Source organism: Tardiphaga sp., assembly GCF_041424195.1.
GTDB lineage: Bacteria > Pseudomonadota > Alphaproteobacteria > Rhizobiales > Xanthobacteraceae > Tardiphaga.
The window spans coordinates 49553-74979 of the sequence record NZ_JBGMOE010000073.1 but is presented as its reverse complement, the minus strand read 5'-3'; the positions used below and the strand labels follow the sequence as shown (position 1 = coordinate 74979).

The window sequence follows — 25427 nt, the reverse complement described above, 5'->3', positions numbered from 1 at the left end:
GGCCCCATGCGCATCCCCTGCCCTTATTGCGGATCCCGCGACGCTTCTGAATTTGCCTATTCCGGCGATGCCACGCTGCCCCGGCCCGCGCCCGGCAATGCCGATGCGATGTTCGACTATGTCTATCTGCGCGACAATCCCGCAGGCGTTCACAGGGAATATTGGTATCACGCAGCCGGCTGCCATGCCTGGCTGAAAGTGACGCGTAACGTCTCGACTCATGAAGTGATCGACGCCGTGCTGGCCCATGACGAGGCGACGTTATGAGCACATCGTATCGCCTCGCATCCGGTGGATTGATCGATCGGTCCAGGCCGGTCAGCTTCACTTTCGATGGCAAGACCTATGGCGGCTATGCCGGCGACACGCTGGCGTCAGCCCTGCTCGCCAATGACATGATGCTGGTCGGCCGTTCGTTCAAATATCACCGGCCGCGCGGCATCTTTTCGGCCGGGCCGGAAGAACCGAACGCGCTGGTGACGCTGCGCTCGGGCGCGCGCGCCGAGCCGAACACCAAGGCCACCACGGTCGAACTGTTCGACGGGCTGGACGCGTCGAGCCAGAATTGCTGGCCGTCGCCGCATTTCGATCTGCGCGCCGTGCATCAGCTCGCCGGCCCGCTGCTGAATGCCGGCTTCTACTACAAGACCTTCATGTGGCCGGCGGCGTTCTGGGAAAAATTCTACGAGCCCGCGATCCGCGCCTCGGCCGGTTTGGGTGCGCTGAGCGCCCTCGACGATCCCGACACCTATGAGAAAGCGCACGCCTTCTGCGACCTGCTGGTGATTGGCGCCGGTCCTGCCGGCCTCGCCGCAGCGCTGTCTGCCGGGCGCGCCGGCGCGCGGGTGATCCTGGCCGAGGAAGACTTTGTGCTCGGCGGACGATTGCTCAGTGACACCACGCAGATCGATGACGTCTCCGCCGCGTCATGGGCGGCGGTGGCGGAAGCGGAGCTTGCGATGATGCCTCATGTCCGCATCCTCAAGCGCACCGCCGTGTTCGGCGCCTATGACGGCGAATATGGCGCCATCGAGCGCGTCAGCGATCACCTGCCGGTGCCGCCGCCTTTCATGCCACGCCAGCGGCTGTGGAAGATCGTCGCCAAACAGTGCGTGCTCGCCGCCGGCGCGCAGGAACGACCGCTGGTGTTTCCCGGCAATGACCGGCCCGGCATCATGCTGGCCTCCGCGCTGCGCACCTATGCCAACCGCTTCGGCGTCTCGCCCGGCCAGCGCATCGCCATCTTCACGACATCGGATGATGGCTGGCGCAGTGCGTCCGACCTGCAGAAGGCGGGCGCCGAGATCGCCGTCGTGATCGATGCCCGCGCGGAGGTCGCCCCCGATGTCCGCAAGCTTGCAGGGAATGCGCTGCAATTTCTTGGGGCCCATGTCTCGGACACATCGGGCTATCGCCGGCTGACGAACATCACGATCACTGACAGTGCTGGCCAGACGCGCAGCGTGGCCGTCGACACGCTCGGCGTCTCCGGCGGCTGGTCGCCGAGCATCGGCATCGCCACGCATCTCGGCGGCAAGGGCAACTGGTCGGAGGAGAAATCGGCGTTTCTCTGCAGCGACATGCCACCGGGCATGCAGATCGCGGGCGCCGCAGCCGCGCAATGGACGCTGGCAGACGCGCTTGAGCACGGTGCGCTGGCCGGCGCGAAGGCGGCTTCGCATGTCGGCCTCGGGTTGCAGACACAGAAGCCGATCGTCGCCAGCGACGAGGCGTCGGGCAACAATCCGGTCTGGCTGTTCAAGGGATCGCGCCGCAAGGCATTCGTCGATCTGCAGAACGATGTCACGGCAACCGATGTCGCGCTCGCAGCCCAAGAGGGCTTTCGTTCGGTGGAGCAACTCAAGCGCTACACGACGCTCGGCATGGCGACGGATCAGGGCAAGACGTCCAACGTCAACGGCCTCGCCATTCTCGCCGGCGAGATCAAAAAGACCATTGCCGAGACCGGCGCCACGCGGGCCCGTCCGCCGCATGTGCCCGTTGCCATCGGCGCTTTCGCGGGCCTGCATACGGCCAGGCATTTCAAGCCCACGCGGTTGACGGCGAGCCACGCCGCCTCCGCGGCAGCCAATACCACCTTTGTCGAGGCCGGCCAATGGATGCGCGCGCAATGGTTCAATGCGCCCGGCGAGACCGACTGGCTGCAGAGCGTCACCCGCGAGGTGAAAGCCGTGCGCTCCGGCGTCGGCATCTGCGATGTCTCGACCCTCGGCAAGATCGCGCTGTGCGGATCGGATGTCGGCACGTTCCTCGACCGCGTCTATATCAACACCTTCTCGACACTGCCCGTCGGCAAGGTGCGCTATGGCGTGATGCTGCGCGAGGACGGTTTCGTCATGGACGACGGCACCACCGCGCGTCTCTCGACCGATCACTATGTGATGACCACCACCACGGTGAATGCCGGCAAGGTGATGCAGCATCTCGAATACTGCCATCAGGTGCTATGGCCCGAGCTCGACGTGCAGATGGTGTCTGTCACCGAGCAATGGGCGCAATATGCCGTCGCCGGGCCGAAGTCGCGCGACCTGCTGCGAGCGCTGCTCGGCGACGCCTTCGACGTCTCCAACGAGGCTTTCCCCTATCTGGCCTGCGGTGAATTCCACGTCGGCAACATTCCGCTGCGGCTGTTTCGCGTCTCGTTCTCCGGCGAGCTCGCTTACGAGATCGCCGCGCCCGCGGGCCATGGCGAGTCGCTGTTCAACGCGCTGATGCAGGCCGGCAAGGCCTTCGACGTGACGCCCTATGGCACCGAGGCGCTGTCCGTGATGCGGATCGAGAAGGGCCATGTCGCCGGCTCCGAACTCAACGGCCAGACGGTTGCGCGCGATCTCGGGCTTGGACGCATGATGTCGGTGAAGAAGGATTATATCGGCCGCACCATGGCGGCGCGTGAAGCGCTGATCGATCCCGACCAGCCGACACTGGTCGGCCTGCGGCCGGTCGATCGCAGCCAGCGTTTGCGTAATGGCGCATTGCTGTTCGCGCGCGGCGTGACGCCTGCGCCGGACACCAATGCCGGCTTCATTACGTCTACCGCTTTCAGCCCGGGCCATAACCACTGGATCGGCCTTGGCCTGCTGGCGCGCGGGCCGGAGCGGCACGGCGAGATCATCCGCGCCTGGGATCCGGTGCGTTCCGGCGACTATGAGCTCGAAGTGATCGATCCCGTCTTCATCGATGCAGAAGGAGCGCGGCTGCGTGCTTGATCTCGCTCATATCTCCGCTTTTGCTGAATTGCGCTCGATCGGCGATGGCCGCGGCGTCATCGCCAGGGAACGTCGCGGCATCGCCATTGCAACGGTCATGGCCCGCAAGGGCCAGGGTGCCGCGCTCGCTGCGGCCGTGAAGGAACAATTCGACGTCAACCTGCCGCTCGGGCCGCATGGCTCCGGCAGCGACGCGACATCGTTTCTTGGCACCGGTCCCGGCCGCTGGCTGGTGACACACGACGCGGGCACGCCGCGTTTCGTGGACAGTCTCGCGCAGCAGCTCGACGGCCTCGCTTCGGTGGTCGATCAGTCCGACAGCGTCGGATTGCTGCGGCTGACCGGGCCGGCCCTGCTCGACGTGCTGGCCAAGGGTGTCGCCATCGATCTCGGCGCAACGGCATTTCCCGCCGGCAGCGTCGCGGTCACGCAGATCGCGCATATGGGCGTAACGCTGTGGAAGGTGGATGAAGCGCCGACGTTTCACATCGCCGCCGCGCGCAGCATGGCCGGCAGTTTCCTGCACTGGCTGGAAGCGTCGGCCGCGCTGGCCGGCCTGGCGGTAGAGTAACCGTCGGCTTCAGCTATTGCCGGGTCGCCGATAAGGGCGAGGAGTGGTGATGCAAAATCATCCATCGGCCCTCGCGCTTCACAACAACCATCGTGAACCGTGATGGTCGCGGCGTATCGTTTTCCGTTGCTCTGGCGAAGTTATAGAAGCCGGTTTCAACAACCGAGTTTTGATCAAGAACGATTGTGCGTCTTTCTACGATCGAATTCTTACGACCACTGCCGGGAAGATCCTGGAAGTATTTTTTGATCGCTTCGCGTCCTTCGGATATCATAGGGCTGGTCGTGCCAAGCAAAATCGCATCCGGCGCGTATAGATCTACCAGAGCTTCACGATCATTGGCGCTATACGTTGCCGACCATTGATCGATCACCGCGTTTGCCTCATCTGCAGGCCCAGCGGCAGCGACCGTCGCGATTGCCAGCGATATGACCAGGGCCAATCCAAGCCTTTGCATCAAGATCTCCTTGAGCAGTGTCGATTGCGGGGCATTGCCATGGTAAATTCTATTCCATGTTCTGGCCAGTGCGCTCGTAGCCACGTTCGGACACCTAGCGGACTTGGCAAGCCCTCCACCCAGCAGATTTACGGAGCTGCGGCCTAGTAACCCCGTCCGCGATCCACCGAATCCTTCGGCGTCACGCCGGCCTGCACTGCCTCGGCGGTGGCGAGGATGGTATCGCCGATCGCGGTCATGGTGACCTCGCAGGCGTCATGCGGCGTCAGCACGATCTGCGGATGCGACCAGAACGGATGATCCTTCGGCAGCGGTTCGGTGTGGAAGACATCGAGCGTCGCGCCGGAGAGCTGCCCGCTGGCGAGCGCATCGAGAATATCCTGCTCCACCGAGTGCTCGCCGCGGCCGACCTGAATGAGATAACTGCCACGCGGCATCTTCGCAAACAGGCTTGCATTGAGAATGCCGCGGGTTTCCTCGGTGAGCGGCAGCAGATTGACCAGCACCTCAGAGCCCGCGAGCATCGCGTCCAGCCCCTCGCTGCCGTGGAATCCGGTCACGCCCGCTGTCGTCGGCTTGGCCGAGCGGCTCCAGACCCGGACGGGAAAGCCGAGCATCGCCAGATCCGACGCGACCCGCGCACCGATGGCGCCATAGCCGAGAATGCCGATCGCAACCTCGGACGGGCGGCGCCCGCCGCCGAGGCGCTTCCAGACCTTGTCGCGCTGGTTCTGCAGATAGGTGCCGAACTGACGCTGGTAATAGATCACGTTCCAGATCACGAAGCCCGACATCATCTGCGCCTGCGCGGGCTCGACCACGCGCACCACGTCGATGCCGTCGCGCAGGCTTGGACAGTTCAGGATGCTGTCGGCGCCGGCGCCGATCGAACACGCCGCCTTCAGGTTCGGATAGTGATCGAACGCATCCGCATGCGGATGCCAGCCAACGGCCATGCTGACTGCAGCGGGATCGGTGCCGTCGAGGTGATCGACAAAACTCACCTTGCCGTCGAGCCGGGCGATTTCGTTGGTCAGGTATTTGCGCAGGTTGATGGTCCTGCTCACGAAAACGCAGGTCACGGGAGACGTCGGCATGGGGGTCAGGCGGCCTGGGATGGCGAACTCTGGCCGGGGACGGCTCCGAGCAATTCGCGGGTGTAGGGATGTTCCGGCGCCGCAAACAGTTGCGCCGTCGGCTTCAGCTCGACGATGACGCCGCGCTGCATCACGGCGATACGGTCGCAGATCTGTGCGGCGACGCGCAAATCGTGGGTGATGAACAGCATCGAGAGACCGAGGCGGGCCTTGAGGTCTTCCAGCAGTTTCAGCACCTGCGCCTGCACCGAGACGTCGAGTGCGGAGACGGCTTCGTCAGCGACGATGATTTCCGGATCCATCGCGAGCGCGCGGGCGATGCCGAGGCGCTGGCGCTGGCCGCCGGAGAATTCGTGCGGATAGCGGTCGAGCGCGCCGGCATCGAGGCCGACCATCCCCAGCAAATCACGCGCACGCTGCATCGCGACCTTCGGATCGGCACCGCGGGCGATCGGGCCATCGGTGATGATCTGGCCGACCCGGCGACGCGGATTGAGCGAGGCGAACGGATCCTGGAAGATCATCTGGATGCGATGGCGCTGCGCGCGCAGCGCCTTGCCTTCGAGTGCCGTGAGATCGACATCGCCGATGCGCACCGTGCCGCGGTCGGCCTCGATCAGCCGCATCACGAGACGCGCCACTGACGACTTGCCCGAACCGGACTCGCCGACCAGACCGACGGTCTCGCCCTGCATGATGGAGAACGTGACTTCGTTCGCGGCCTGCACGCGGCGGTCCGGCTTGAACCAGCCACCCGAGGTCACATAGGTCTTGTCGAGGCCTATGACTTCAACCGCCCTGGCGTTTTCATCCAGCGGTGCACGCACCGGCGGGTGCATCGACGGCACGGCAGCGAGAAGCGCCTTGGTGTAATCGTGCTGCGGATTCCTGAACACGGCGTCGATCGAGCCCTCTTCCACGATCTTGCCATGACGCAGCACGACGACGCGGTCGGCGATATCGGCAACGACGCCGAAGTCGTGGGTGATGAACATCACCGCCATATTGCGGCTGCGCTGCAGGTTGCGGATCAGCTTGAGGATCTGCGCCTGTGTGGTGACATCCAGCGCTGTCGTCGGCTCATCGGCGACGAGCACCGATGGTTCGAGCGCGAGTGCCATGGCGATCATCGCACGCTGGCGCTGGCCGCCGGAGAGCTGGTGCGGATAGGCGCGGATGATGCGCTCGGGATCGGGCAGACCGACTTCCCTGGCGAGACTGAGCGCCTTGGCGCGACGCTCCTTCGGCGTCAGCCGATTATGCGCCTCGAACATCTCCATCATCTGGTCGCCGATGCGCATCAACGGATTGAGCGCCGTCATCGGCTCCTGGAACACCATGGCGATGCCGCGGCCGCGCACTTCGCGCCAGCCACTCTCGTCGAGCTTGAGCAGATTCTGGCCCTCGAACAGAACTTCGCCGGTCTCGGTCTTCACGGTGTCCGGCAGCAGACCCATCAGCGCATGCGCGCACATGGACTTGCCGGAACCGGATTCGCCCACGACGCAGACGATCTCTCCGGGAATGAGATCGATGGACACGCCATCGACCGCATAAGGGCGTTCGGCGCTCTTCGGCAGGGCAATCTTCAGGTTCTTGATGGAAACGGCGGGGGTAGCGGTCATCAGCGGCTATCCTTCGCCAGGCGTGGATTGAGCGCGTCGTTGAGGCCTTCGCCGATCAGGTTCATGCCGAGCACCGAGATGAGAATGGCGATGCCGGGAAAGACGGTGATCCACCAGGCCTGACGGATCACCGTGCGGCCGGCGCCTACCATGTAGCCCCAGGACATCAGGTTGGGATCGCCGAGACCAAGGAACGACAGCGAGGATTCCAGCAGGATCGCATTGGCCACCATCAGCGACGCCAGCACGATCACCGGTGACAGCGCATTCGGCAGGATCTCGCGCGAAATGATCCAGGTATTGCTCTGGCCGGTCACGATGGCCGCCTGAACATATTCGCGCGTGCGCAGCGACAGCACCTCGCCGCGCACCAGGCGCGCTACCGGCGGCCACGAGACGATGGCGATGGACCCGACGATGGAATAGATCGACGGCTGCAGGATCGCCACCAGCACAATGGCCAGCGGGAAGCTCGGAATGGTCTGGAAAAATTCGGTGAAGCGCATCAGGGCGTCATCGACCTTGCCGCCGAAATAGCCGGCGATGGCGCCGACCGGCACGCCGATGGTCAACGCCACCGTCGTGGACACCAGACCCACCAGCAGCGAGACGCGGGCACCGTAGATCAGGCCGGCGAATACGTCGCGGCCCAGCGCATCGGTGCCGAGGGTCACCATGGGATTGGTGAAAGGCGGCAGGAACGGCCGCTGTACCATCCGCCAGGGCGAGGTCGGAAAGATCATCTGCCCGAACAGCGCGATGAAGATCGCTATCGTGATGATGATCAGACCGATCAGGCCGCCGGGATTGCGCAGCATCAATTTCCAGAATTTCTTCATGATGCAAACTCGATGCGTGGATCGACCAGCCGATAGACCAGGTCGGTGACGAGGTTGAAGATCAGGACCATCGCCGAGCAGACCACGAAGACGCCGAGCAGAAGGTTATAATCGCGTTGCAAGAGCGCCTCATAGAGCAACCGGCCGATGCCGGGCCATGCAAACACCGTCTCGGTGAGCACGGCGCCGCCGACCAGCGTACCGGAGTGAACGCCGGCCAGCGTCACCACCGGCAGCAGCGCGTTGCGCAGCACGTGACGGCGCTGGATGATATTGTCGCGCAGGCCCTTGGCGCGCGCGGTCTTGACGAAGTCGAGGCGCTTGACCTCGAGCATCGACGCCCGCGTCATGCGCGTATAGGTCGCCATGAAGAACAGGCCGATGGTCATCGCCGGCATCACCAGATGCAGGGCGACATCTTTCACATGAGCCCATCCGGTAAAGTTTCCACCGACGGTCTCGTAGCCGAAACTCGGCAGCCAGCCGAGATAGACCGAGAACAGCAGGATCGACATCAGCGCGACCCAGAAGATCGGCGTGGCATAGAACAACAGCGCCGAGACCGTGATGGCGGTATCCGCCCACGTCCCCGCAAATCTTGCGGCCAGCGTACCGAATGTGATGCCCAGCAACAGCGATATACCGAACGCCGTCAGCGTCAGCAGCAGCGTCGCCGGCAGACGCTCGGCGATCAGCTTCGCGACCGGCATCTGCTGGCGGAACGAGAAACCGAGGTCGAGGGTGACCACACCCTTCACGTAAATGAACAGCTGCTCCGGCAGCGGCTTGTCCAGTGAGAACTTTTCGCGCAGCTGCTGGACGAACTGTGCATCGCTGGCGCCGGCTTCACCGGCCATCACCGCTGCGGGATCTCCGGGCGCAAGGCGGATCAGGAAGAAGTTCATCACGATGATCGCAATCAGGACGAACACGCCCTTCACGATCCTCTGGGCAACGAATGACAGCATCAGAGGTCCATCGCATTCAGGTCAGAGTACACAAAGAAAACCCGTGACGATCACAGCGATCGTCACGGGCATCAGGCTGAAAGCTACTTGTCGATCCAGGCGTCGCGGAAGCCGTCATTGACGCCGATGCCTGTGGTGATCAGGTTCTTGATCTTGCAGTTCGTGATGGTCGGGAACTGCAATTCAAGCTGCCATGCCACCGGCACGTCTTCGACGAGGATCTTCTGGACCTTGTCGTAGATTTCCTTGCGCTTCGAATCCGGCGTGGCAATCGCGCCCTCCTCGAACAGCTTGTCGACCTCGGGATTGGAGTATCCTTCGAGGTTATTGAACAGCTGGCCCTTCTGGATGGCTGACGTCACGTAGTTGCGGCCGACGCCGAGAGCCGGATCGCCGTACTGATACAGATAGGTGAACGAGATGTCGTAATCCCATTCGCTGTTCTTCTGGTTCGAGCCGGGAACGTCCGTGGCGATGGTCTCGATATTCATGCCGACGTCGACGAGATTCTGCTTCACGGCTTCACCCCAGCGCGACCAGGTCTCGCCGTAGGGCAACGGCATCAGGCGGATCTTCTCGCCCTTGTAGCCGGCTTCCTTCAGCAGCGCCTTGGCCTTGGCCGGATCGTAGGGGTATTTCGGCACGTTGTCGGTGTAGAACTTGATCGCCGACGACGACGGGCCGGTGGCCACCTTGCCGAGACCGTTCCAGATCACGTCCTTGGCGAATTCGCGGTCCACCGCGAACATGATCGCCTGACGCACCTTCTTGTTGGCAAGGATCGGGTTGCGGTTGTTCAGCCACATCCAGGCCATCGGCGAGAAGAACTCCCAGCCGTCGCCGGTGACGCAGGTATTCGGCAGCTTGCTGACGCGCGGCACGTCGAAATTCTCGATCGAACCGCCCGGCAGCACGTCGACCTTGCCGGTCTCATAGGCCACCGAACGCGCAGCGGCGTCCGGAATGATCTGCCAGTAGATGCCGTCGATATAGGGCTTGCCCTTGACGTGATAGTTCGGGTTCTTCACCAGCTGGATGAAGGAGCCCTTCTTCCATTCCTTGAACATGAACGGGCCGGTGCCGATCGGCGTGTTGTTCGCCGGATTGGTCTTGATGTCGGTGCCTTCATAGATGTGCTTCGGAATGATCGGCATCGAGCCGACCTCGAAGATGCCGATGAAGGGGCCGAAGGGCTGCTTCAGCGTGAACACGACCGTATAGTCGTCGGGCGCTTCGACCTTGTCGAGCTGCACGAGGTTGTTGCGCGCACGGGCGTGGGTGACCTTGAGTGTCTCGATGGAGAACAGCACGTCGGCCGCGGTGAACGGCTTGCCGTCGTGCCAGGTCACGCCCTGCTTGAGCTTGAACGTATAGGTCTTGGCATCCGGGCTGATGGTCCAGCTCTCGGCGAGACCGGGCTGCGGCTCCAGCGTCTTGCTGTAGCGCAGCAGGCCTTCATAGATATTGCCCGAGACCATCTGCGTCGGGCCGTTCTGCACCAGCGCGAGCATCAGGCCCGGCGGCTCAGGCTGAATCACCGCATTGATGGTGCCGCCCATCTTCGGCTCCTGCGCGAGCGCCATCGTGCTCGTGAAGACGAGCGGGCTCACGCTGCTCAGTGCCAAAGCCAATACAAATTTCTTCAACATATCTTTCCCCTTAGTGCCGGCTGGCACGTACCCCAGATCAGTTGACGATGTGTAGCGGAAGTCGGATCAATTCTTGTAATCGGCGTCCGTGCGATCGAGCATGCGCTTGAAGGCTTCCCATTCGCTGTCCGGCTTGCCGCCTTCGGCGCCATGCACCTTCTCGTAGCCGCGGTCGTATTGGCCGGCGGTGTGCGCGGCAATGGCATGCGAGGGGCGAATGATCTCCGCACCGGTAGACAGGATCGCGAGCTGCGCGCGGCACGAGCGCTCCATGTTGAACATCAGCTTGAAGGCTTCGCCAACCGAGCGACCGCAGGTGAGCAGGCCGTGATTGCGCAGAATGAGAACCATCTTGTCGCCGAGATCGGCGACCAGGCGCTCGCGCTCGGACAGGTCCAGCGCGATGCCTTCGAAGTCGTGATAGGCGATACGATCGGTGAACTGCATCGACCACTGATTCAGCGGCTGCAGACCGTCCTTGAGGCACGACACCGCAACGCCGGCGACGGTATGCGTGTGCAGCACGCACTGCGCATCGTGGCGCGCGGCATGAACGGCGCTGTGAATGGTGAAGCCGGCCGGGTTGATGCCGAGGCCGAGCGGATCGTCGACAACCTTGCCGTCGACGTCGACGGTGACGAGGTTACCGGCCGTCACTTCCTCGAAGCGCATGCCATAGGGATTGATCAGGAAGCGGTCCTGCGTGCCGGGCACGCGCACCGAAATATGCGTGTAGATGCTGTCATCGAGGCCGAGGCGATGGATCAAACGATAGGCAGCCGCGAGGTCGACACGGACCTGCTTGGCCGCATCGAGGGTCGGCGTCATGTTTGCATGCATATTCACAGGCGTGGTCCCCGGCTTTTTTAAGGTGCGGGCAGGAAACACAATCGCATGGCAGCTCGCAAGATTAAACTGTCGACAATCGACGATTAATTCTTGTACAGGGGAAGAAACGGGTCCCCCGCATGCGTTTGATTACTCCTCCAGTTGGTCTGACCGCCCTCGCCGACACCGATCTTGTCGGGCAGGTCACGCGCATCCTCACCCAGGCCATCATCAAGGGACAGCTGCTGCCCGGCGCGAAGGTCGTCGAGGCGGGTATCGCCCGCGAACTCGGCGTCAGCCGCGCTCCTGTTCGCGAAGCGGCACGGCTGCTCGAGCAACAGGGCCTGCTGGTCTCGCATCCGCGCCGCGGCTTCTTCGTCCGCAAGCTCGAAGCGACGGATATCGACGAGATCTACGACCTGCGCATTTGCGTCGAATGTCATGCCGGCGTGCTCGCCTCGAAGAACATGACGCCGGCCAATCGCGACATGCTGCGCCGGCAGATCGACGTGATGCATGAGACCGCAGGAATCGACGATCATGCGCGGCAGATCGAGGAAGACTACAAATTCCATCGCATGATCTGCGAGATCGCCGGCAGCAAGCGCCTGCTGCGACTGTTCGACGACCTCGCTTCGGAACTGCGCATGACGATCGGCCTGATCGGCCGGCTCTATGACGATCCGCATCGCATTGCGCAGACCCATGAGGCGCTGCTCGAAGTTCTCGAACAGGGGCATCCCGATATCATCACCGCCCGGATCGACTATCACATCGGCGCTGCCTGGCGCGAAGTCGGCAAGCTGGTCCGCGAACTTCCCTCCTCAACGAATGGAGCCGCCACGTGAAAGCCGTTTATTCCGACAAGCACAGCGCCCACGATCCGCAATTCTACCTGGTGCGCGGCCAGATCCGCAAAACCACCGAACAGCCGGAGCGCGCACTACGCCTGTTGAAGGGGCTCAATGACGGCAAACACACGCTGGTGGCACCGACCGAATTCGGCCAGGGACCACGCGCACGGGTGCATTCGCCGGAATATCTGCGCTTTCTCGAAACGGCGTGGGATGAATGGACGAAGCTGCCGGACTACGGCACCGAAATGATCCCCAACATCCATCCGAACCGCGTGCCCGGCAGCTATCCCACGCATATCGTCGGCAAGCTCGGCTGGCATACCGTGGACACGTCCGCCCCGATCGGCCCCGGCACCTGGGCCGGGGCCTGTGCTGCGACCGATATCGCCGTGACCGCCGCGCAGATGGTGATGGATGGCGAGGACGCGGTCTATGCGCTGTGCCGACCGCCCGGCCACCACGCCTATCGCGATCTTGCCGGCGGCTTCTGTTTCATGAACAACTCGGCGATCGCCGCCGAGCATCTGCGTACCAAACATGAGCGTGTCGCCATCCTCGATGTCGACGTGCATCACGGCAACGGCACCCAGGGCATCTTCTATTCGCGCCCAGACGTGCTGACGATCTCGATCCATGCCGATCCCGGCAACTACTATCCGTTCGTCTGGGGCTTCGCCGACGAGAAGGGCGAAGGGAATGGTTTGGGCACCAATCTCAACATCCCGCTTGCCCACGGCACCGGCGATGACGGCTTTATCGATGCGCTCGCTGTCGCCGAGAAGACCATCAAGTCGTTCGCGCCGACTGCTCTCGTTCTTGCGCTCGGCCTCGATGCATCCGAGCAGGATCCGCTGGCGGCCCTGAAAGTCACCACCCCGGGCTTCAAGCGCATCGGCGAAGCCGTTGCGCGCATGGGCCTGCCCACCGTGCTCGTTCAGGAAGGCGGATATCTCTCCGACATCCTGGGCGCCAACCTGACGTCAACGCTCGCTGGCTTCGAAGCGGCGCGGTAATTGGACTTATCGAGTGAACACCAGCATGCCGCGCTCTCTTAACCTCTCCCCGCTCTACGCGAGGAGAGGTCGCCGCGTCTTCGCGGCGGGTGAGGGGCGTGGCACGGCGCTCATCGCACGCACTGCACTTGCGGATCGCAAGAGCCCCTCACCCCACCCCTCTCCTCGCAAGAGCGGGGCGAGGGAGCCTACAGCGCCCGGCGCAGCAACCTGCTCCATCCACTGATCCACCCCAACAACATCCAAAAAACTGAAGGACAAACTCGCATGCCAACCAATGCAGAAATCTTCGCACGGCGCGAAGCCGCCGTTCCACGCGGCATCGGCCACTCCACCCCGATCTCGGCGCAGCGCGCGCTGAATGCCGAAGTCTGGGACGTCGAAGGCAAGCGCTATGTCGACTTCGCCGGCGGCATCGCCGTGCTCAACACCGGCCACTGCCATCCGACCATCATGGCCGCCGTGCGCGAGCAGATGGAGCGTTTCACGCACACCTGTTTCCAGGTGCTGCTGTATGAGCCCTATGTGACGCTGGCCGAGCGCCTCAACAAGCTGGCCCCGATCGACGGCGCCGCCAAGACCGCCTTCTTCACCACCGGCGCGGAAGCGACCGAGAACGCCATCAAGATCGCGCGCGCCTCGACCGGCCGCGCCGGCGTCATCGCCTTCACCGGCGGCTTCCATGGCCGCACCGCCATGACCATGACCATGACCGGCAAGGTGCAGCCCTACAAGAAGGGCTTCGGCGCCGCGATCCCGGAAGTCTGGCACGTGCCATTCCCGGTGCCGCAGCTCGACGTCACCGTTGAAGAGTCGCTGAAGTATCTGAACTTCCTGTTCAAGGCCGATATCGATCCGGCCCGCGTTGCCGCGATCATCATCGAGCCGGTGCAGGGTGAAGGCGGCTTCCACCAGGCGCCGCCGGAACTGATGCGCGCCCTGCGCAAGATCTGCGACGAGAACGGCATCGTGCTGATCGCCGACGAGGTGCAGACCGGTTACGGCCGCACCGGCAAGATGTTCGCGATGGAACATTACGACGTGAAGCCTGACCTCATCACCGTGGCGAAGAGCCTCGCCGGCGGCTTCCCGCTGTCGGGCGTGATCGGCAAGGCCAAGATCATGGATGCGGCCGATCCGGGCGGCCTCGGCGGCACCTATGCCGGCAATCCGTTGGCAGTGGCTGCGGCGCTTGCCGTGCTCGACGTGTTCGAGAAGGAGAAGCTGGTCGACCGCGCCAATGTCATCGGTGCGAACATCGTGGCCCGTCTCAAGAAGATGCAGCAGCGCAACGATCTCGTGCCGATCGCAGGTGTCCGCAATGTCGGCGCCATGATCGCCTTCGACATCGTTAAGGAGCGCGGCAGCGATGCGCCGGATGCGGAGATGACCAAGAAGGTGACGCAGCGCGCCACCGAGGAAGGCCTGATCCTGCTGTCCTGCGGCGTCAACTTCAACACCGTGCGCGTGCTGGTACCGCTGACCGCCGACGACAAGATCATCGACGAAGGCATGGACAAGCTCGAAGCCGCTTTGTCCGCCTGATTGAATCACACAAGAACAAGGTCACCATCAATGACACTCGATCCCACACTTCGCGACAAGATCATCGCCGCAGTCGACAAGGGCTTCGATGCCCAGGTCAAGTTCACCCAGGACATGGTTCGTCACGTCTCGACCCGCGGCAACGAACACACGATGCAGGACTTCATGTTCCGCGCCATGAAGGCGCGCGGCTACAAGATGGAGCGCTTCGAGATGGACCGCGCAGCGCTCGGCCATCATCCCGGCGCCGGCGCCTGGGACGACCTGCACTCGACCGCGCCGATCGTGGTCGGCACCCATTATCCGCGCGAGGAAAAGGGCCGCTCGCTGATCATGCAGGGCCATGTGGACGTGGTGCCGGAAGGCCCTCACGACATGTGGACCACGCCACCTTACGATCCCGTGATCCAAGGCGACTGGATGCAGGGGCGCGGCGCCGGCGACATGAAGGCCGGCTGCGCCTCCAACATCTTCGCCCTCGACGCCTTGAAGAGCCTCGGCCTGCAGCCGGCGGCCACCGTCTATCTGCAGTCCGTGGTGGAAGAAGAGTCCACCGGCGACGGCGCGCTGATGACGCATCTGCGCGGCTACAAGGCCGATGCCGTGGTGGTATCGGAGCCCTCGCACGAGACGATCACCCGCGCCAATATCGGCGTGGTCTGGTTCCAGGTCGAGGTGCGCGGCGTGCCGGTGCATGTGCAGCGCATGGGCACGGGCGCCAACGCCATCGACGGCGCCTATCGCATCATCGGCGAATTGCGCAAGCTCGAAGCCAAATGGAATGCGACCAAGGACCAGCACGAGCACTTCAAGAACATCGAGAAGCCGGTCAATCTGAACATCGGCAAGATCGCCGGCGGCGACTGGGCGTCGTCGGTCCCGGCCTGGTGCAAGGTCGACTTCCGCATCTCGCTGCTGCCCGGCAAGACGGCCGAAGCGGCGAAGAAGGAGATCACCGACTGCGTCGCCGCCTTCGCGCATCAGGATCCGTTCCTGTCGAACATCCCGCCGACCGTGACGTTCAACGGCTTCCAGGCCGAAGGTTACGAACTCAAGCCGGGCTCCGACGCCGAAGCCACGCTGGCCGCGGCGCATGAAGCAGTATTCGGCCAGAAGCCGAAGCCGGAAATCTCGCTGGCCTATCTCGACAGCCGCGTCTATGCGCTGTTCGACAACGTGCCGACGCTGAACTACGGCTGTATCTCGCGCGGCGTCCACGGCTTCGACGAGGGCGTCAACCTGCCCTCGCTGAAGAAGACGACGACGGCGCTGGCGCTGTTCATCGCGGAATGGTGCGGCGTGGAAGAGATCAAGGCCTAATCAATCAGGCCTCGGCTTGAAGATGGAACGGGCGGCGGAGTCATCCGCCGCCTTTCTCATTTTCGCCAGTTGCAGATGCCGCCCGTGCGGCACGGCCAGACCTGCACCCGCGTATCCGCCGCATTGGCATCGAGCGGATTGCCACGGCGGCTGCGAGCAACCTTCTTCTGCGCAGCGGCGCGCTGCGCCACCGGCTTGGCAGCCTGCGCGCGCGCAACACGCGGCGTCGCCTTTACCGGATTGGCTTTCGCATCCGTCTTGGCATCGGCCTTGGCCTGAATCTGCACCGGTTCGAATGACGCGGGCGGGCCGAGCAATTTCGGCGACAACACGGCCTTCTGCAGATCGAGTAGCAGGTATTCGCCGGGCTTGTAGGAATCGGCCTGCGCGGCACCACAACTCGCCAGCAGCGCAATGCCAGCCGAGGCCGCAATCAACCGCTTCAAACTCATTTACGCCTCCCGAGGCCGGTTCCGGCTTCTGGACTACAATGTTGCTAAGTTAAGCACAGATAACGCTGAATCCAGCCCTGAGTTTCCCCCGAAAGCGCCTGCAGCGCAGGCATTTCTGGCGGTAAGACTAACCGTCCCCGGCGCGCCCAATTGATCCAGCGCAATGCGACTCCGCGCCGCTGCGCCGACCCTCCGCTCAATCACTTCAGCAGCGGAGACCGCCATGACATCCGTCCAGCCCTATCCCCTCGTCAGTAATTTCATCGAACGCCTTGGCGACTGGTTGATCCAGCGCCGCCAGCTCAACGAACTCGGCGCACTCGACAGCGGCGAGTTCAAACGCATGGCCCATGAGCTTGGTCTCGCGCCAAGCGATCTCGATACGATCGTGCGCAAGGGCGTGACCGGCGCCGAGGAATTGCCGCGGATGCTGCGCGCGCTCGGCTTCGACGAGGCCGCCATTGCCAGGATCCAGCCGCCGCATATGATGGAGATGCGCCATGCCTGCGCCAGTTGCGCACACAAGCGGGCCTGCGGGACCCACCTCGCAGCCAAAACGGCGGCGGCGAATTACGAGAACTATTGCGCCAATGCCAACGATATCACGCTGCTGGCCCGTGCTGCGGAGTAGATTATTCTACACCCTTGCCAGAAATGCTCGAAAAGCCGGCCAGGTAAGCCTAATCGGTTAGGTTAAGATTTGGTTTAAGTTGCGACAAAACACGGCTGGGATAGCGTCGGCCATGTCGCGCAGTGGGGTTTGGAAGTCGCTTTCCAGCCCCGAATTTCAATGCTCGGCACGGGGCCGCCGTTATTACCTGCGTCGGCGGTCCCACCCCTTGGCAGCCCCCGGCTGTACCCAACGACACCTCCCAACGGGCCACTTGAGAATGCGCATGTTGCAGCTGCTCGCAACTTGCAATGCGTCACCCGCGCCGCAGCATCGTTACATATCACGCAAGCAGTCATCGCATCGCAGCAGAGAAACACGTTGTGAATGCTCGCAATTTAATCCGCGACACAGTGTTGCTGCGCGCAATCCTCCTTGACTTGCTCTCGCCGCACTTGGCAGTCTGTGATCACACAAAAAAGCATCGGGCAACGACCCAGATGCATCTAGGGAGAGACACCATGGACTCATTTCTGAGGCCGCTTGCGGCTGCGAGTATGATTGTTGCTGGCGCCCTTGCTTCCACCGCTCCAGCATCTGCCCAGCAAGCGCCGATCAAGATCGGCATTCCGACGTCGGTCCAGCTGCAGGTCGGCCGCGACACCCAGAACGCCGCCAAGCTGGCCATCGAAGAGATCAATGCCAAGGGCGGATTGCTCGGCCGCAAGCTCGAAATGGTTGTCGCCGACGAGACCGAGAATCCCGAACAGGGCATCGCCGCGATCAAGAAGCTCACCGCAGACGACAAGGTGAATGTGCTGATCGGCGGCTATACGTCAGGCGTGACGCTGGCCCAGCTGCCGCATATTTCCAGCGCCAAGACGATCTATATCGGCGTCGGCGCTGCATCGCCGGCGATCACCGCCAAGGTGAAGTCCGACTATGACAACTACAAATACATCTTCCGCGCCTTCCCCATCAACGCCGCGCATCAGGCCCGCGCGCTGGTCGACTTCATCAATGGCAAGCTCAAGGGCGAGATGGGCCTGAAGAAGATCGCCATTGTAGGCGAGAACGCCAAATGGGTGCAGGACCTCGTTCCGATCCTGAAGAAGGGCGCCACCGAAGGCGGCACCGACGTGACGCTGGCCGAGTTCTTCGACACCTCGACCTCGGACTTCTCGCCGCTCTTCGCCAAGGTGAAGAATTCCGGCGCGCAGTATCTGATCGTGATCCTGTCGCACGCCTCCTCGGATATCTTCGTCAAGCAGTGGCATGACGCTCAGGTGCCAATTCCGATCGGCGGCATCGACGTGAAGAGCCAGGACGCCGACTTCTTCACCCGCGTCAGCGGCAAGGCGAATGCCGAAACCGTCGGCATGTTCGCGATCCGCGCACCGCTTACGCCAAAGACCATTCCGTTCTGGGATGAATTCGTGAAGCGCTTCGGTACCGCGCCTGTTTACACCGGCATCGGCGCCTATGACTCGGTCTACGTCTATTCGGACGCCGTGAAACGCGCCAACTCCATCGAACCGGACGCGGTCATCAAGGAGCTCGAAAAGACCGACCATGTCGGCATCGCCGGCAAGCTTGTCTTCGACGAACTTCACGACGTGAAGACCGGACCGGGACTGCAGAACCTCCTGTTCGTGCAGTGGCAGAAGAACGGCGAGCGCGTCGTTGTCTGGCCCAAGGAAGCCGCCACCGGGCCGATGATCGCGCCGCCCTGGATGAGCAACTGACCTGTTGATCGCGATCATCATGATCGCAGCGTAACCGCACGGCCGGCGATCCTCTCGCCGGCCGGAAAAAGGGAGGCGCGAACCTTCACGCGTTCGCCCTCTTCTGTCCGGTCTTCAACAGCGGGTTCTCATGCTTCAGATTCTGATCTACGGCGCGGTCTCCAGCGCCATCTATGCGATGCTGGCCGTTGGTTTCACCCTGATCTTCGGCGTCGCCCGCATCCTCAATCTCGCCCATGGCTCGTTCTACGCACTCGGCGCCTATGCGGCCTATGTCCTCACCTCGCTGCTCGGCGTTCCGCTCTTCATCGCTGCACCGCTGGCAGTGTTGATCGTCGCAGGCTTCGGCGTGGTGATGGAGCGCTTTCTGGTGCGTCCACTGCGATCGTCACAGCTTGCCGTATTGATGATTACGCTGGCTGTGTCGCTGGCTGTGGAGCAGGCGCTGTTCATCACTTTCGGTTCCGAATATCGCAACGTCCCCTCCTTTGTCGCTGACAAGCTATCGATCGGCGGCGTCGATATCTCCGGCCAGCGCCTGCTGGCACTCGTTGCCGGCGTCCTTGTGCTGCTCGGCCTGTGGCTGTTCATCCAGCGCACGCGCCTCGGCGCGGCCATCCTCGCGGTGTCGCAGGATCCGGAAGCCGCGCAATATATGGGGATTCCGACCAACCGCATCTTCTCCATCGTGATGGCGATCTCCGCCGGCACTGCGGCGCTCGCCGGCGTATTGGTGTCGCCTTTCCTTACGGTGCAGCCGACCATGGGCCTGCTGCCGATGGTGAAGGCCTTCGCCATTGTCATCGTTGGCGGGCTGGGCTCGATCCCCGGCAGCATCATCGCATCGCTGATCCTCGGTTATTCCGAGACCATCGTGGCCTATCTGATTTCGTCATCATGGACCGAGCTGGTGTCGCTGGTCGCGGTCGTCGTCACGCTGATGATACGGCCATCCGGAATCCTTGGTCGACGGGCGGCGTTCTGACATGAAGCGCATTTCACCGATCGATATCGCCGGCGGCATCATCGTCGTCGCCATTCTCGCGCTGGCGCCCATGTTCGCCGCCAGCAACTATCTCACCGGCGTGCTGACAGTGTGCGCGATCTACGGCATCTGGGCGTCGAGTTGGGACTTCATGTCCGGCCTCACCGGCCGCGAGAACTTCGGACATTCGCTGTTCATCGGCACCGGCGCCTATACCGCCGGTTTCCTCTCCAGCATCTGGTCCGCCAGCCCGTGGATCAGCCTGCCGCTGGGCGTCGTCATCGCCATCGCCTTCAGCCTGCTGGTGGGTTTCCCCACGCTGCGCCTGCGCGGGCCCTACTTTGCGCTGGCCATGCTGTCGGCTTCCGCCATCCTGCAGCGCCTGTGCCTGATCTTCTGGGAATATACCGGCGGCGAGGAGGGCCTCTACGGCCTCGATCCCCTGATCAAGAATCCGCTGCATTACTACTGGTTCGTGCTCGCCATTCTGGCGGTCACGGTGATCGCGCTGACGCTGCTGGCGCAATCCCATTGGGGCCTGCTGCTGCGTGCGATCCGCGGCGACGAAGCCACCTGTCAGGCCGCCGGCATCAATGTCACCTTCTATAAGATCGTGTCGCTGATGATATCGGCCGGCTTTGCCGGTCTGGGCGGCGCGCTCTACGCGCATTACCAGCTCCAGGTGTCGCCGCCGCTGTTCTCCGTCGTGGTGTCGATCACCGTCATCATCATGGTCTATGTCGGCGGTATCGGCTCGATCTACGGCGCTGCCGTTGCCGCGATCCTGCTGACGCTGCTCACCGAGATGCTGCGTGGCTTCGGCGAATACCGGCTGTGGATCTACACGCTGACCCTGATGCTGATCCTGTTCTTCCTGCCCAACGGACTGATCGCTCCCCTGTGGCGCCGCATGACGGAGCGTTTCCGATGACCGACCTGCTCGAAGTCAACGGCGTGACCAAGCGCTTCGGCGGCCTGACCGCCGTCAAGAACGCGTCCTTCACCCTGAAGAAAGGCGAGTTCACCGGCATTCTCGGCCCTAACGGGGCCGGCAAGACCACATTGTTCAACATCCTCACCGGCTTCATGCAGCCGACTTCCGGCACCATCCATTTCAACGGCGATCTGGTGCGTGAGCTCGCGCCATACAAGGTCGTCAATCGCGGCATGGCGCGAACCTTCCAGCTCACGCGGCCGTTCGTCGGCATGAACCTGCTGGAGAACGTGCTGGTCGCCTGCATGTCCCCCCGCGCCAGCCAGGACAAGGACAAGGAGGCGCGCGCCAGCTACCTGCTCGCCCAGGTCGGGCTTGGCGGACGTGACAGGGAGCCTGTGGAGACGCTGCCTTACGGCGACCTCAGGCGGCTCGAAATCGCGCGCGCACTGGCGACCCGGCCGGACCTGTTGCTGCTCGACGAGCCTTTTGCAGGCTTGGGGAGCAGCGAGATCGAGCAACTGGCGCAATTGATCCGCCGGCTGCATCGCGAGGAAAACCTCACCATCCTTCTGATCGAACATAAACTCCGCGAATTCATGGCACTCGTATCGCGCGTCATCGCGATGAATTTCGGCGAGATCATCGCCATCGGCCCGCCGGAAGAGATCGTGAAGAACGAGAAGGTGATCGAGGCCTATATCGGCAAGACGGAGGACGCTCATGCCCCTGCTTGAAGTCGCCGATCTCAAGGTCAGCTATGGCAAGGCGCTGGCGATTGAGTCCGTCTCGATCAAGGTCGAGAAAGGCGAACTCGTGGGCGTGCTCGGCCCCAATGGCGCCGGCAAGACCACGCTGCTGAAGGCCATCTCCCGCAGCATCGCCTCGCAGGGCACGCTGAACTTCAAGGACGCGTCGCTGCATCCGATCGAGCCGTATAATGTCGTCGCCAGGGGCATCTGCCACTGTCCCGAGGGGCGCAAGCTGTTCTCGGAACTCTCAGTGCTGAAGAACCTGCAGCTCGGCGCTTACCTGCGCAAGAATAACGCCGACGTCGAGAAGGACCTAGAGCGCGTCTTCGCGCTGTTCCCGGTGCTGCGCGAGCGGCAATGGCAGCAGTCCAGCACACTGTCCGGCGGCGAGCAGCAGATGGTGGCCATCGGCCGTGCCCTGATGGGGCGGCCGGAACTGCTGCTGCTCGACGAGCCCTCTGTCGGCATCGCGCCGCGGCTGAAGGGGCTGATCTTCGACTCGATCCAGCAGATCAGGAAAGACGGTACAGCGATCCTGATCGTCGAACAGGACGCGACATCGACGCTACGGATCGCGGATCGGATCTATGTGCTGGAACACGGGCGGACGATCCGTGAGGGAACGTCGGCGGAGATCGCCGGCGACAAGTACATCCAGCAGATTTATCTGGGGGTGTGAGCCGCTTCCTTCTCCCCGCATGCGGGGAGAAGGTGGCTCGAAGGCGCGAAGCGCGTTCGAGTCGGATGAGGGGGACTATCAGCAGGCTCGGAGCATGAGGATAGTCCCCCTCACCCGCCTTCACATGCTACGCATGCGAAGGACGACCTCTCCCCGCAAGCGGGGCGAGGTTAGAATCACCCCTTCCGCGTATACAGATGAAACCCGCCATAGATGCCCGAGCGATCCGCAGCCAGACCTGCAGCGCTGCGCGCGTCGTCGCGCTGCCACGTCTCGCGCAGCGAGGCATGTTCCGGATCGTCCAGCGGCGATTCAGCGCCGGCCGTGCGAAAGATCACGCGGATGCCGTCATTGCCGGCGCGGTCGATCGCATCCCACAGCGCACGGATTTCGTCCGGCGCCATCCAGTCCTGCGAATCCAGCAGCACCACTGCGTCGATCTGGCGGGCGGGCAGACTCTCAATGAACACGCGCAGATTGGCATGGACCGGTGTGACCAGCGCGGCGCGGCTGGCAGTTTCCGCATAGCGGCTCTGCTGCAGATACAGTGGCAGGCATTTGTCGCCGGGGCCGGCATAGCTGCGGCTCAGCGCCTGCCAGGCGAAATAGTTGTTCGCGTTCGGATGCACGTCGATCAGCGCGAGCAGGCGCTGATGCAGCACTTCATTGAGCGGCTGATTGCCGCCGAGCAGCGTGCGCTGCTGCGGCGGAATGCCGAGGCTGAACAACAGGGCCGGCGTCTTCGTCATCATACGGGCAAGCCGCGAATGGAACAGCCAGTGCAGGCGCTCCAGCGCGCGCTTGCGCGCGGGCGACTGGGCGTCGTCGTGCAGCAACGCCTTGAGATCGATGCGAGCAAGCTTCGCCAGACCATGCGCGAAGCCTATGAAGCGGCCGAGCGCGCCATGGCGATAGAAGCCGTCGCTGAAGTAACCATAACGGGGGCGGCCCTGGATATCGCGCTCGTCCCAATAGCCGCGCGCTTCGGCATCGAGCAGCGGGCGCAGCCGTTCGCGGTACAGACCCACATTGGTATCCGACGCGCCTTCGCCGAAGAATTTCCAGAAGTCCTGGTAGTTCGGCAGCGCGCGCAAGCCGGCGAGTTTCAGCTTCAACAGCGACAGATGCGCCTCGTTGAGATCGACCGCATAGACATGCTCGGGCTTCGCTGACAGATAGGACAGCGCGTTGCAGCCGCCGCTGGAGATGGTGACGATGGTGGAACCGGGCGCCAGCTGCAGTGCCGCCATATCCGCCTCGGGATCTTCCCAGATCTGGGTGTAGACCAGCCGGCGGAACCAGAAGGCAAACAGCCTGTCCCAGATCGTCGTTTCCTCGCGACCACGGCTATTGCGAACGGCGTCGGCGATCAGATGCGTATTCATCGGCTTCTTGGACCCTTCGAATCGACAATCTGATATTTTTATCAAGCGCAGACTGCGGTTTTGCGACAGAACCTTCTCCAATCAGCGACTTTCTTGCCACAAAGCCACTGTCACACCGCTGTCGTGTGGCGATGAAAAGGATCGCGCTGATAGTTGAGCGATGAGGTGAGCCATGACGATTGTCTCCGAATACGAGGATGGCGGTCAGCCTGCGTGGTCGAACGAGGCCACGCATCGCATGAACCGGATGTATCGCTGGCAGCGCTTCATCTATGACGCGACGCGCCGGTACTATCTTCTCGGCCGCGACCAGCTCATCGCCGAACTGTCACCAACGCCGGGCGCATCGGTGATGGAAATCGGCTGCGGTACCGGCCGCAATCTCGTTCAGGCTGCCCGGAAATATCCACAGGCGGTATTTTACGGCATCGATATTTCGACCGAGATGCTGACCACGGCCATCGCATCGATTGCACGCAACGACCTCGCGGATACCGTCCGCGTCGCCCATGGCGATGCGACGAATTTCGATCCGGCACGCATCTTTGCCGTTCCGTTATTCGATCACGTCATGATTTCCTACAGCCTGTCGATGATCCCGAGCTGGCAGGATGTGCTCGATCATGCCGTGTCGCAGCTCAAGCCCGGCGGGCAACTGCACATCGTCGATTTCGGCCATCAGGAGCGGTTGCCCAAACTCGCCAGCACACTGCTGCTGCGCTGGCTGACACTGTTCGACGTGACGCCGCGCCGCGAACTTCTCGATGTGCTGAAGACGCTCGCCGAGCGTCACCATGCCAATCTCGATTTCAAACGCCCGTTCCGCGGCTACGCGCAATCGGCGGTGCTGACGTTGCCGAAGTAGTTCAGGCCAGCTTGCGTCTGTTCACATTCCGATAGGCCTCGACGGCGCCGAACAGCGCCAGCGACAGCACGAACGGAATCAGGTGGTAGAACAGCCGGAACAGCAGCAGCACGGCCAGCAATTTTTCAGTATGTTCGCCGCCGAGCCCGACGAGGATCGTTGCGTCGAACACACCGATGCCCGCGGGTGCGTGGCTGGCGAATCCCAAAAGCGTCGCAGCGATGAAGACGACGATCACCTGCGCGACGCCGACATCCATCGTTTCGGGGATCAGCACATACATCGCCAGCGCCGCCGCCCCGAGATCGACGAGCCCGATGCCGATCTGAAAGAACACGTTGCGCCCGCTGGGCACCGGCACCGACCAGTTGCGGCCGCCGAGCGTCCGCATACCGTTCCACGTCCAGGCGACATAGGCGACGATGCCCACGAGAATTGCGACAGCGATGAAGCGGTTGATCTCGGGCGAGAGCTGATCGATCCGGCTGATGGCGCCCGGCTCATGCAGGGTGCTGAGCGCCAGCGCGGTGAGATTGCCGAGCCAGAAGGTGAGTCCGGTCAGGAAGCAGATACGCGCGACGCCGGCAGGACCGATGCCGTGTGGTGCATAGATCCGGTAGCGCACCGCCGATGAGACCAGCAGCACGGCGCCGGTGCCGTGCGAAATGGGATAGCTGGTGAAATTGGCCAGCGCCGCAATCCTGAAGGGAATGTCCCCCCGCCCGATCATCTGCAGCGCGAGCCAGTCATACAGCGTCAGACTGCCATAGGAGATCGCCACCAGGGACAGCGAGAGCGCAATGCTCGTCGGCTGCACCGTCTGCATCGCCGCCAGCACATGGGCGAAATCCACGCCCTTGAGCGCCTTGGTCAGCGCCATAAACGCGATGGTCGCGATCGCTATGCTAAGGATTGCGCCAAGCCATCCCCAGCTGAGGCGCGCGCGCATCAGCTGAATGATATTTCTCAATGCGGGTGGCACATCGTTCCACTTTTCATTAGGTCTGAGCACGCCGTGATT

Annotated in this window: 24 protein-coding genes; 14 read left to right on the top strand and 10 right to left on the bottom strand. The window is 62.8% G+C overall.

The genetic code is table 11. From position 1 onward, the window contains the following. Positions 1 to 6: 6 nt before the first annotated feature. Genes ACEK02_RS11755 through ACEK02_RS11745 form a run of 3 tightly spaced genes read left to right on the top strand, consistent with a single transcriptional unit; the run spans position 7 to position 3801 of the window. A complete protein-coding gene (locus tag ACEK02_RS11755) occupies positions 7 to 267 on the top strand; it encodes a sarcosine oxidase subunit delta (RefSeq protein WP_371421884.1) in 261 nt (86 codons plus the stop codon). Then, positions 264 to 3230: a sarcosine oxidase subunit alpha family protein gene (locus ACEK02_RS11750; RefSeq protein WP_371421883.1), complete on the top strand. Its 2967-nt coding sequence runs from the start codon at positions 264 to 266 to the stop codon at positions 3228 to 3230. Before ACEK02_RS11755 ends, ACEK02_RS11750 begins: the two co-directional genes overlap by 4 nt. Then, positions 3223 to 3801: a sarcosine oxidase subunit gamma gene (locus ACEK02_RS11745; RefSeq protein ID WP_371421882.1), complete on the top strand. Its 579-nt coding sequence runs from the start codon at positions 3223 to 3225 to the stop codon at positions 3799 to 3801. The genes ACEK02_RS11750 and ACEK02_RS11745 overlap by 8 nt, the downstream gene beginning before the upstream one ends. A 13-nt stretch (positions 3802 to 3814) precedes the next feature. Here ACEK02_RS11745 and ACEK02_RS11740 read toward each other — a convergent pair whose 3' ends face one another. From ACEK02_RS11740 to ACEK02_RS11710, 7 genes are all read right to left on the bottom strand, one after another. Beyond that, a complete protein-coding gene (locus tag ACEK02_RS11740) occupies positions 3815 to 4342 on the bottom strand; it encodes an SgcJ/EcaC family oxidoreductase (protein ID WP_371421881.1) in 528 nt (175 codons plus the stop codon). Between the two features lie 59 nt (positions 4343 to 4401). After that, the gene (locus ACEK02_RS11735) at positions 4402 to 5325 is read right to left on the bottom strand and encodes a 2-hydroxyacid dehydrogenase (protein WP_371421880.1); all 924 of its coding nucleotides are present in this window, start codon (positions 5323 to 5325) and stop codon (positions 4402 to 4404) included. Between the two features lie 35 nt (positions 5326 to 5360). Further along, a complete protein-coding gene (locus ACEK02_RS11730) occupies positions 5361 to 6980 on the bottom strand; it encodes an ABC transporter ATP-binding protein (RefSeq protein ID WP_371421879.1) in 1620 nt (539 codons plus the stop codon). Beyond that, positions 6980 to 7819 carry an ABC transporter permease gene (locus tag ACEK02_RS11725; RefSeq protein ID WP_371421878.1) on the bottom strand — a complete coding sequence of 280 codons (840 nt, stop codon included), beginning with the start codon at positions 7817 to 7819 and terminating at the stop codon, positions 6980 to 6982. The genes ACEK02_RS11730 and ACEK02_RS11725 overlap by 1 nt, the downstream gene beginning before the upstream one ends. After that, positions 7816 to 8787: an ABC transporter permease gene (locus ACEK02_RS11720; RefSeq protein WP_371421877.1), complete on the bottom strand. Its 972-nt coding sequence runs from the start codon at positions 8785 to 8787 to the stop codon at positions 7816 to 7818. The genes ACEK02_RS11725 and ACEK02_RS11720 overlap by 4 nt, the downstream gene beginning before the upstream one ends. A gap of 83 nt (positions 8788 to 8870) precedes the next feature. Then, complete coding sequence (locus ACEK02_RS11715) at positions 8871 to 10436, bottom strand: ABC transporter substrate-binding protein (protein ID WP_371421876.1); 1566 nt, start codon at positions 10434 to 10436, stop codon at positions 8871 to 8873. 66 nt (positions 10437 to 10502) lie between these two features. Beyond that, positions 10503 to 11276, bottom strand: coding sequence for a class II aldolase/adducin family protein (locus ACEK02_RS11710; protein WP_371421903.1), 774 nt, complete (start codon positions 11274 to 11276; stop codon positions 10503 to 10505). Between the two features lie 128 nt (positions 11277 to 11404). On the opposite strand from ACEK02_RS11710, the gene ACEK02_RS11705 reads away from it, so the two are divergent. The 4 genes from ACEK02_RS11705 (at position 11405) to ACEK02_RS11690 (ending at position 15999) form a co-directional block, all read left to right on the top strand. After that, positions 11405 to 12112, top strand: a complete 708-nt coding sequence (locus ACEK02_RS11705; RefSeq protein ID WP_371421875.1) for a GntR family transcriptional regulator — start codon at positions 11405 to 11407, stop codon at positions 12110 to 12112. Beyond that, positions 12109 to 13134 (top strand): histone deacetylase family protein, encoded by a 1026-nt coding sequence (locus ACEK02_RS11700; RefSeq protein ID WP_371421874.1) that lies wholly within the window; start codon positions 12109 to 12111, stop codon positions 13132 to 13134. Before ACEK02_RS11705 ends, ACEK02_RS11700 begins: the two co-directional genes overlap by 4 nt. A gap of 267 nt (positions 13135 to 13401) precedes the next feature. Next, complete coding sequence (gene gabT / locus ACEK02_RS11695) at positions 13402 to 14679, top strand: 4-aminobutyrate--2-oxoglutarate transaminase (protein WP_371421873.1); 1278 nt, start codon at positions 13402 to 13404, stop codon at positions 14677 to 14679. Positions 14680 to 14709: 30 nt separating this feature from the next. Further along, positions 14710 to 15999, top strand: a complete 1290-nt coding sequence (locus ACEK02_RS11690) for an ArgE/DapE family deacylase (protein ID WP_371421872.1) — start codon at positions 14710 to 14712, stop codon at positions 15997 to 15999. 56 nt (positions 16000 to 16055) lie between these two features. Here ACEK02_RS11690 and ACEK02_RS11685 read toward each other — a convergent pair whose 3' ends face one another. Beyond that, positions 16056 to 16451: a hypothetical protein gene (locus ACEK02_RS11685; protein ID WP_371421871.1), complete on the bottom strand. Its 396-nt coding sequence runs from the start codon at positions 16449 to 16451 to the stop codon at positions 16056 to 16058. A gap of 223 nt (positions 16452 to 16674) precedes the next feature. Between ACEK02_RS11685 and ACEK02_RS11680 the strand changes: the two genes are divergently transcribed. The 6 genes from ACEK02_RS11680 (at position 16675) to ACEK02_RS11655 (ending at position 22156) form a co-directional block, all read left to right on the top strand. Further along, positions 16675 to 17082 (top strand): DUF6455 family protein, encoded by a 408-nt coding sequence (locus tag ACEK02_RS11680; RefSeq protein WP_371421870.1) that lies wholly within the window; start codon positions 16675 to 16677, stop codon positions 17080 to 17082. Positions 17083 to 17582: 500 nt separating this feature from the next. Further along, entirely contained in the window at positions 17583 to 18806 is a 1224-nt protein-coding gene (locus ACEK02_RS11675; protein WP_371421869.1) for an ABC transporter substrate-binding protein, read from the top strand. A gap of 130 nt (positions 18807 to 18936) precedes the next feature. After that, positions 18937 to 19791: a branched-chain amino acid ABC transporter permease gene (locus ACEK02_RS11670; RefSeq protein ID WP_371421868.1), complete on the top strand. Its 855-nt coding sequence runs from the start codon at positions 18937 to 18939 to the stop codon at positions 19789 to 19791. Position 19792: 1 nt separating this feature from the next. Next, positions 19793 to 20722 carry a branched-chain amino acid ABC transporter permease gene (locus ACEK02_RS11665; protein ID WP_371421867.1) on the top strand — a complete coding sequence of 310 codons (930 nt, stop codon included), beginning with the start codon at positions 19793 to 19795 and terminating at the stop codon, positions 20720 to 20722. Continuing rightward, on the top strand, positions 20719 to 21462 hold the full coding sequence (locus ACEK02_RS11660) for an ABC transporter ATP-binding protein (RefSeq protein ID WP_371421866.1): 744 nt from the start codon (positions 20719 to 20721) through the stop codon (positions 21460 to 21462). The genes ACEK02_RS11665 and ACEK02_RS11660 overlap by 4 nt, the downstream gene beginning before the upstream one ends. Continuing rightward, positions 21449 to 22156 (top strand): ABC transporter ATP-binding protein, encoded by a 708-nt coding sequence (locus ACEK02_RS11655; RefSeq protein ID WP_371421865.1) that lies wholly within the window; start codon positions 21449 to 21451, stop codon positions 22154 to 22156. The genes ACEK02_RS11660 and ACEK02_RS11655 overlap by 14 nt, the downstream gene beginning before the upstream one ends. 176 nt (positions 22157 to 22332) lie before the next feature. Here the strand turns inward: ACEK02_RS11655 and ACEK02_RS11650 are convergent, their stop codons facing one another. Next, the gene (locus tag ACEK02_RS11650; protein ID WP_371421864.1) at positions 22333 to 23541 is read right to left on the bottom strand and encodes a DUF3419 family protein; all 1209 of its coding nucleotides are present in this window, start codon (positions 23539 to 23541) and stop codon (positions 22333 to 22335) included. Between the two features lie 172 nt (positions 23542 to 23713). Between ACEK02_RS11650 and ACEK02_RS11645 the strand changes: the two genes are divergently transcribed. Continuing rightward, positions 23714 to 24406: a class I SAM-dependent methyltransferase gene (locus ACEK02_RS11645; RefSeq protein ID WP_371421863.1), complete on the top strand. Its 693-nt coding sequence runs from the start codon at positions 23714 to 23716 to the stop codon at positions 24404 to 24406. A gap of 1 nt (position 24407) precedes the next feature. On the opposite strand, the gene ACEK02_RS11640 is transcribed toward ACEK02_RS11645, so the two are convergent. Beyond that, positions 24408 to 25355, bottom strand: a complete 948-nt coding sequence (locus tag ACEK02_RS11640; RefSeq protein ID WP_371421862.1) for a UPF0104 family protein — start codon at positions 25353 to 25355, stop codon at positions 24408 to 24410. Positions 25356 to 25427: the final 72 nt, after the last annotated feature.

Bases quoted from the DNA above. Each gene is read 5' to 3' on its own strand.
- ACEK02_RS11755 (WP_371421884.1), top strand. From the start codon at position 7: ATGCGCATCCCCTGCCCTTATTGCGGATCCCGCGACGCTTCTGAATTT.
- ACEK02_RS11750 (WP_371421883.1), top strand. From the start codon at position 264: ATGAGCACATCGTATCGCCTCGCATCCGGTGGATTGATCGATCGGTCC.
- ACEK02_RS11730 (WP_371421879.1), bottom strand. From the start codon at position 6,980: ATGACCGCTACCCCCGCCGTTTCCATCAAGAACCTGAAGATTGCCCTG.
- ACEK02_RS11725 (WP_371421878.1), bottom strand. From the start codon at position 7,819: ATGAAGAAATTCTGGAAATTGATGCTGCGCAATCCCGGCGGCCTGATC.
- ACEK02_RS11720 (WP_371421877.1), bottom strand. From the start codon at position 8,787: ATGCTGTCATTCGTTGCCCAGAGGATCGTGAAGGGCGTGTTCGTCCTG.
- ACEK02_RS11715 (WP_371421876.1), bottom strand. From the start codon at position 10,436: ATGTTGAAGAAATTTGTATTGGCTTTGGCACTGAGCAGCGTGAGCCCG.
- ACEK02_RS11710 (WP_371421903.1), bottom strand. From the start codon at position 11,276: ATGCATGCAAACATGACGCCGACCCTCGATGCGGCCAAGCAGGTCCGT.
- ACEK02_RS11705 (WP_371421875.1), top strand. From the start codon at position 11,405: ATGCGTTTGATTACTCCTCCAGTTGGTCTGACCGCCCTCGCCGACACC.
- gabT (WP_371421873.1), top strand. From the start codon at position 13,402: ATGCCAACCAATGCAGAAATCTTCGCACGGCGCGAAGCCGCCGTTCCA.
- ACEK02_RS11690 (WP_371421872.1), top strand. From the start codon at position 14,710: ATGACACTCGATCCCACACTTCGCGACAAGATCATCGCCGCAGTCGAC.
- ACEK02_RS11685 (WP_371421871.1), bottom strand. From the start codon at position 16,451: ATGAGTTTGAAGCGGTTGATTGCGGCCTCGGCTGGCATTGCGCTGCTG.
- ACEK02_RS11680 (WP_371421870.1), top strand. From the start codon at position 16,675: ATGACATCCGTCCAGCCCTATCCCCTCGTCAGTAATTTCATCGAACGC.
- ACEK02_RS11675 (WP_371421869.1), top strand. From the start codon at position 17,583: ATGGACTCATTTCTGAGGCCGCTTGCGGCTGCGAGTATGATTGTTGCT.
- ACEK02_RS11670 (WP_371421868.1), top strand. From the start codon at position 18,937: ATGCTTCAGATTCTGATCTACGGCGCGGTCTCCAGCGCCATCTATGCG.
- ACEK02_RS11665 (WP_371421867.1), top strand. From the start codon at position 19,793: ATGAAGCGCATTTCACCGATCGATATCGCCGGCGGCATCATCGTCGTC.
- ACEK02_RS11660 (WP_371421866.1), top strand. From the start codon at position 20,719: ATGACCGACCTGCTCGAAGTCAACGGCGTGACCAAGCGCTTCGGCGGC.
- ACEK02_RS11655 (WP_371421865.1), top strand. From the start codon at position 21,449: ATGCCCCTGCTTGAAGTCGCCGATCTCAAGGTCAGCTATGGCAAGGCG.
- ACEK02_RS11650 (WP_371421864.1), bottom strand. From the start codon at position 23,541: ATGAATACGCATCTGATCGCCGACGCCGTTCGCAATAGCCGTGGTCGC.
- ACEK02_RS11645 (WP_371421863.1), top strand. From the start codon at position 23,714: ATGACGATTGTCTCCGAATACGAGGATGGCGGTCAGCCTGCGTGGTCG.
- ACEK02_RS11640 (WP_371421862.1), bottom strand. From the start codon at position 25,355: ATGCGCGCGCGCCTCAGCTGGGGATGGCTTGGCGCAATCCTTAGCATA.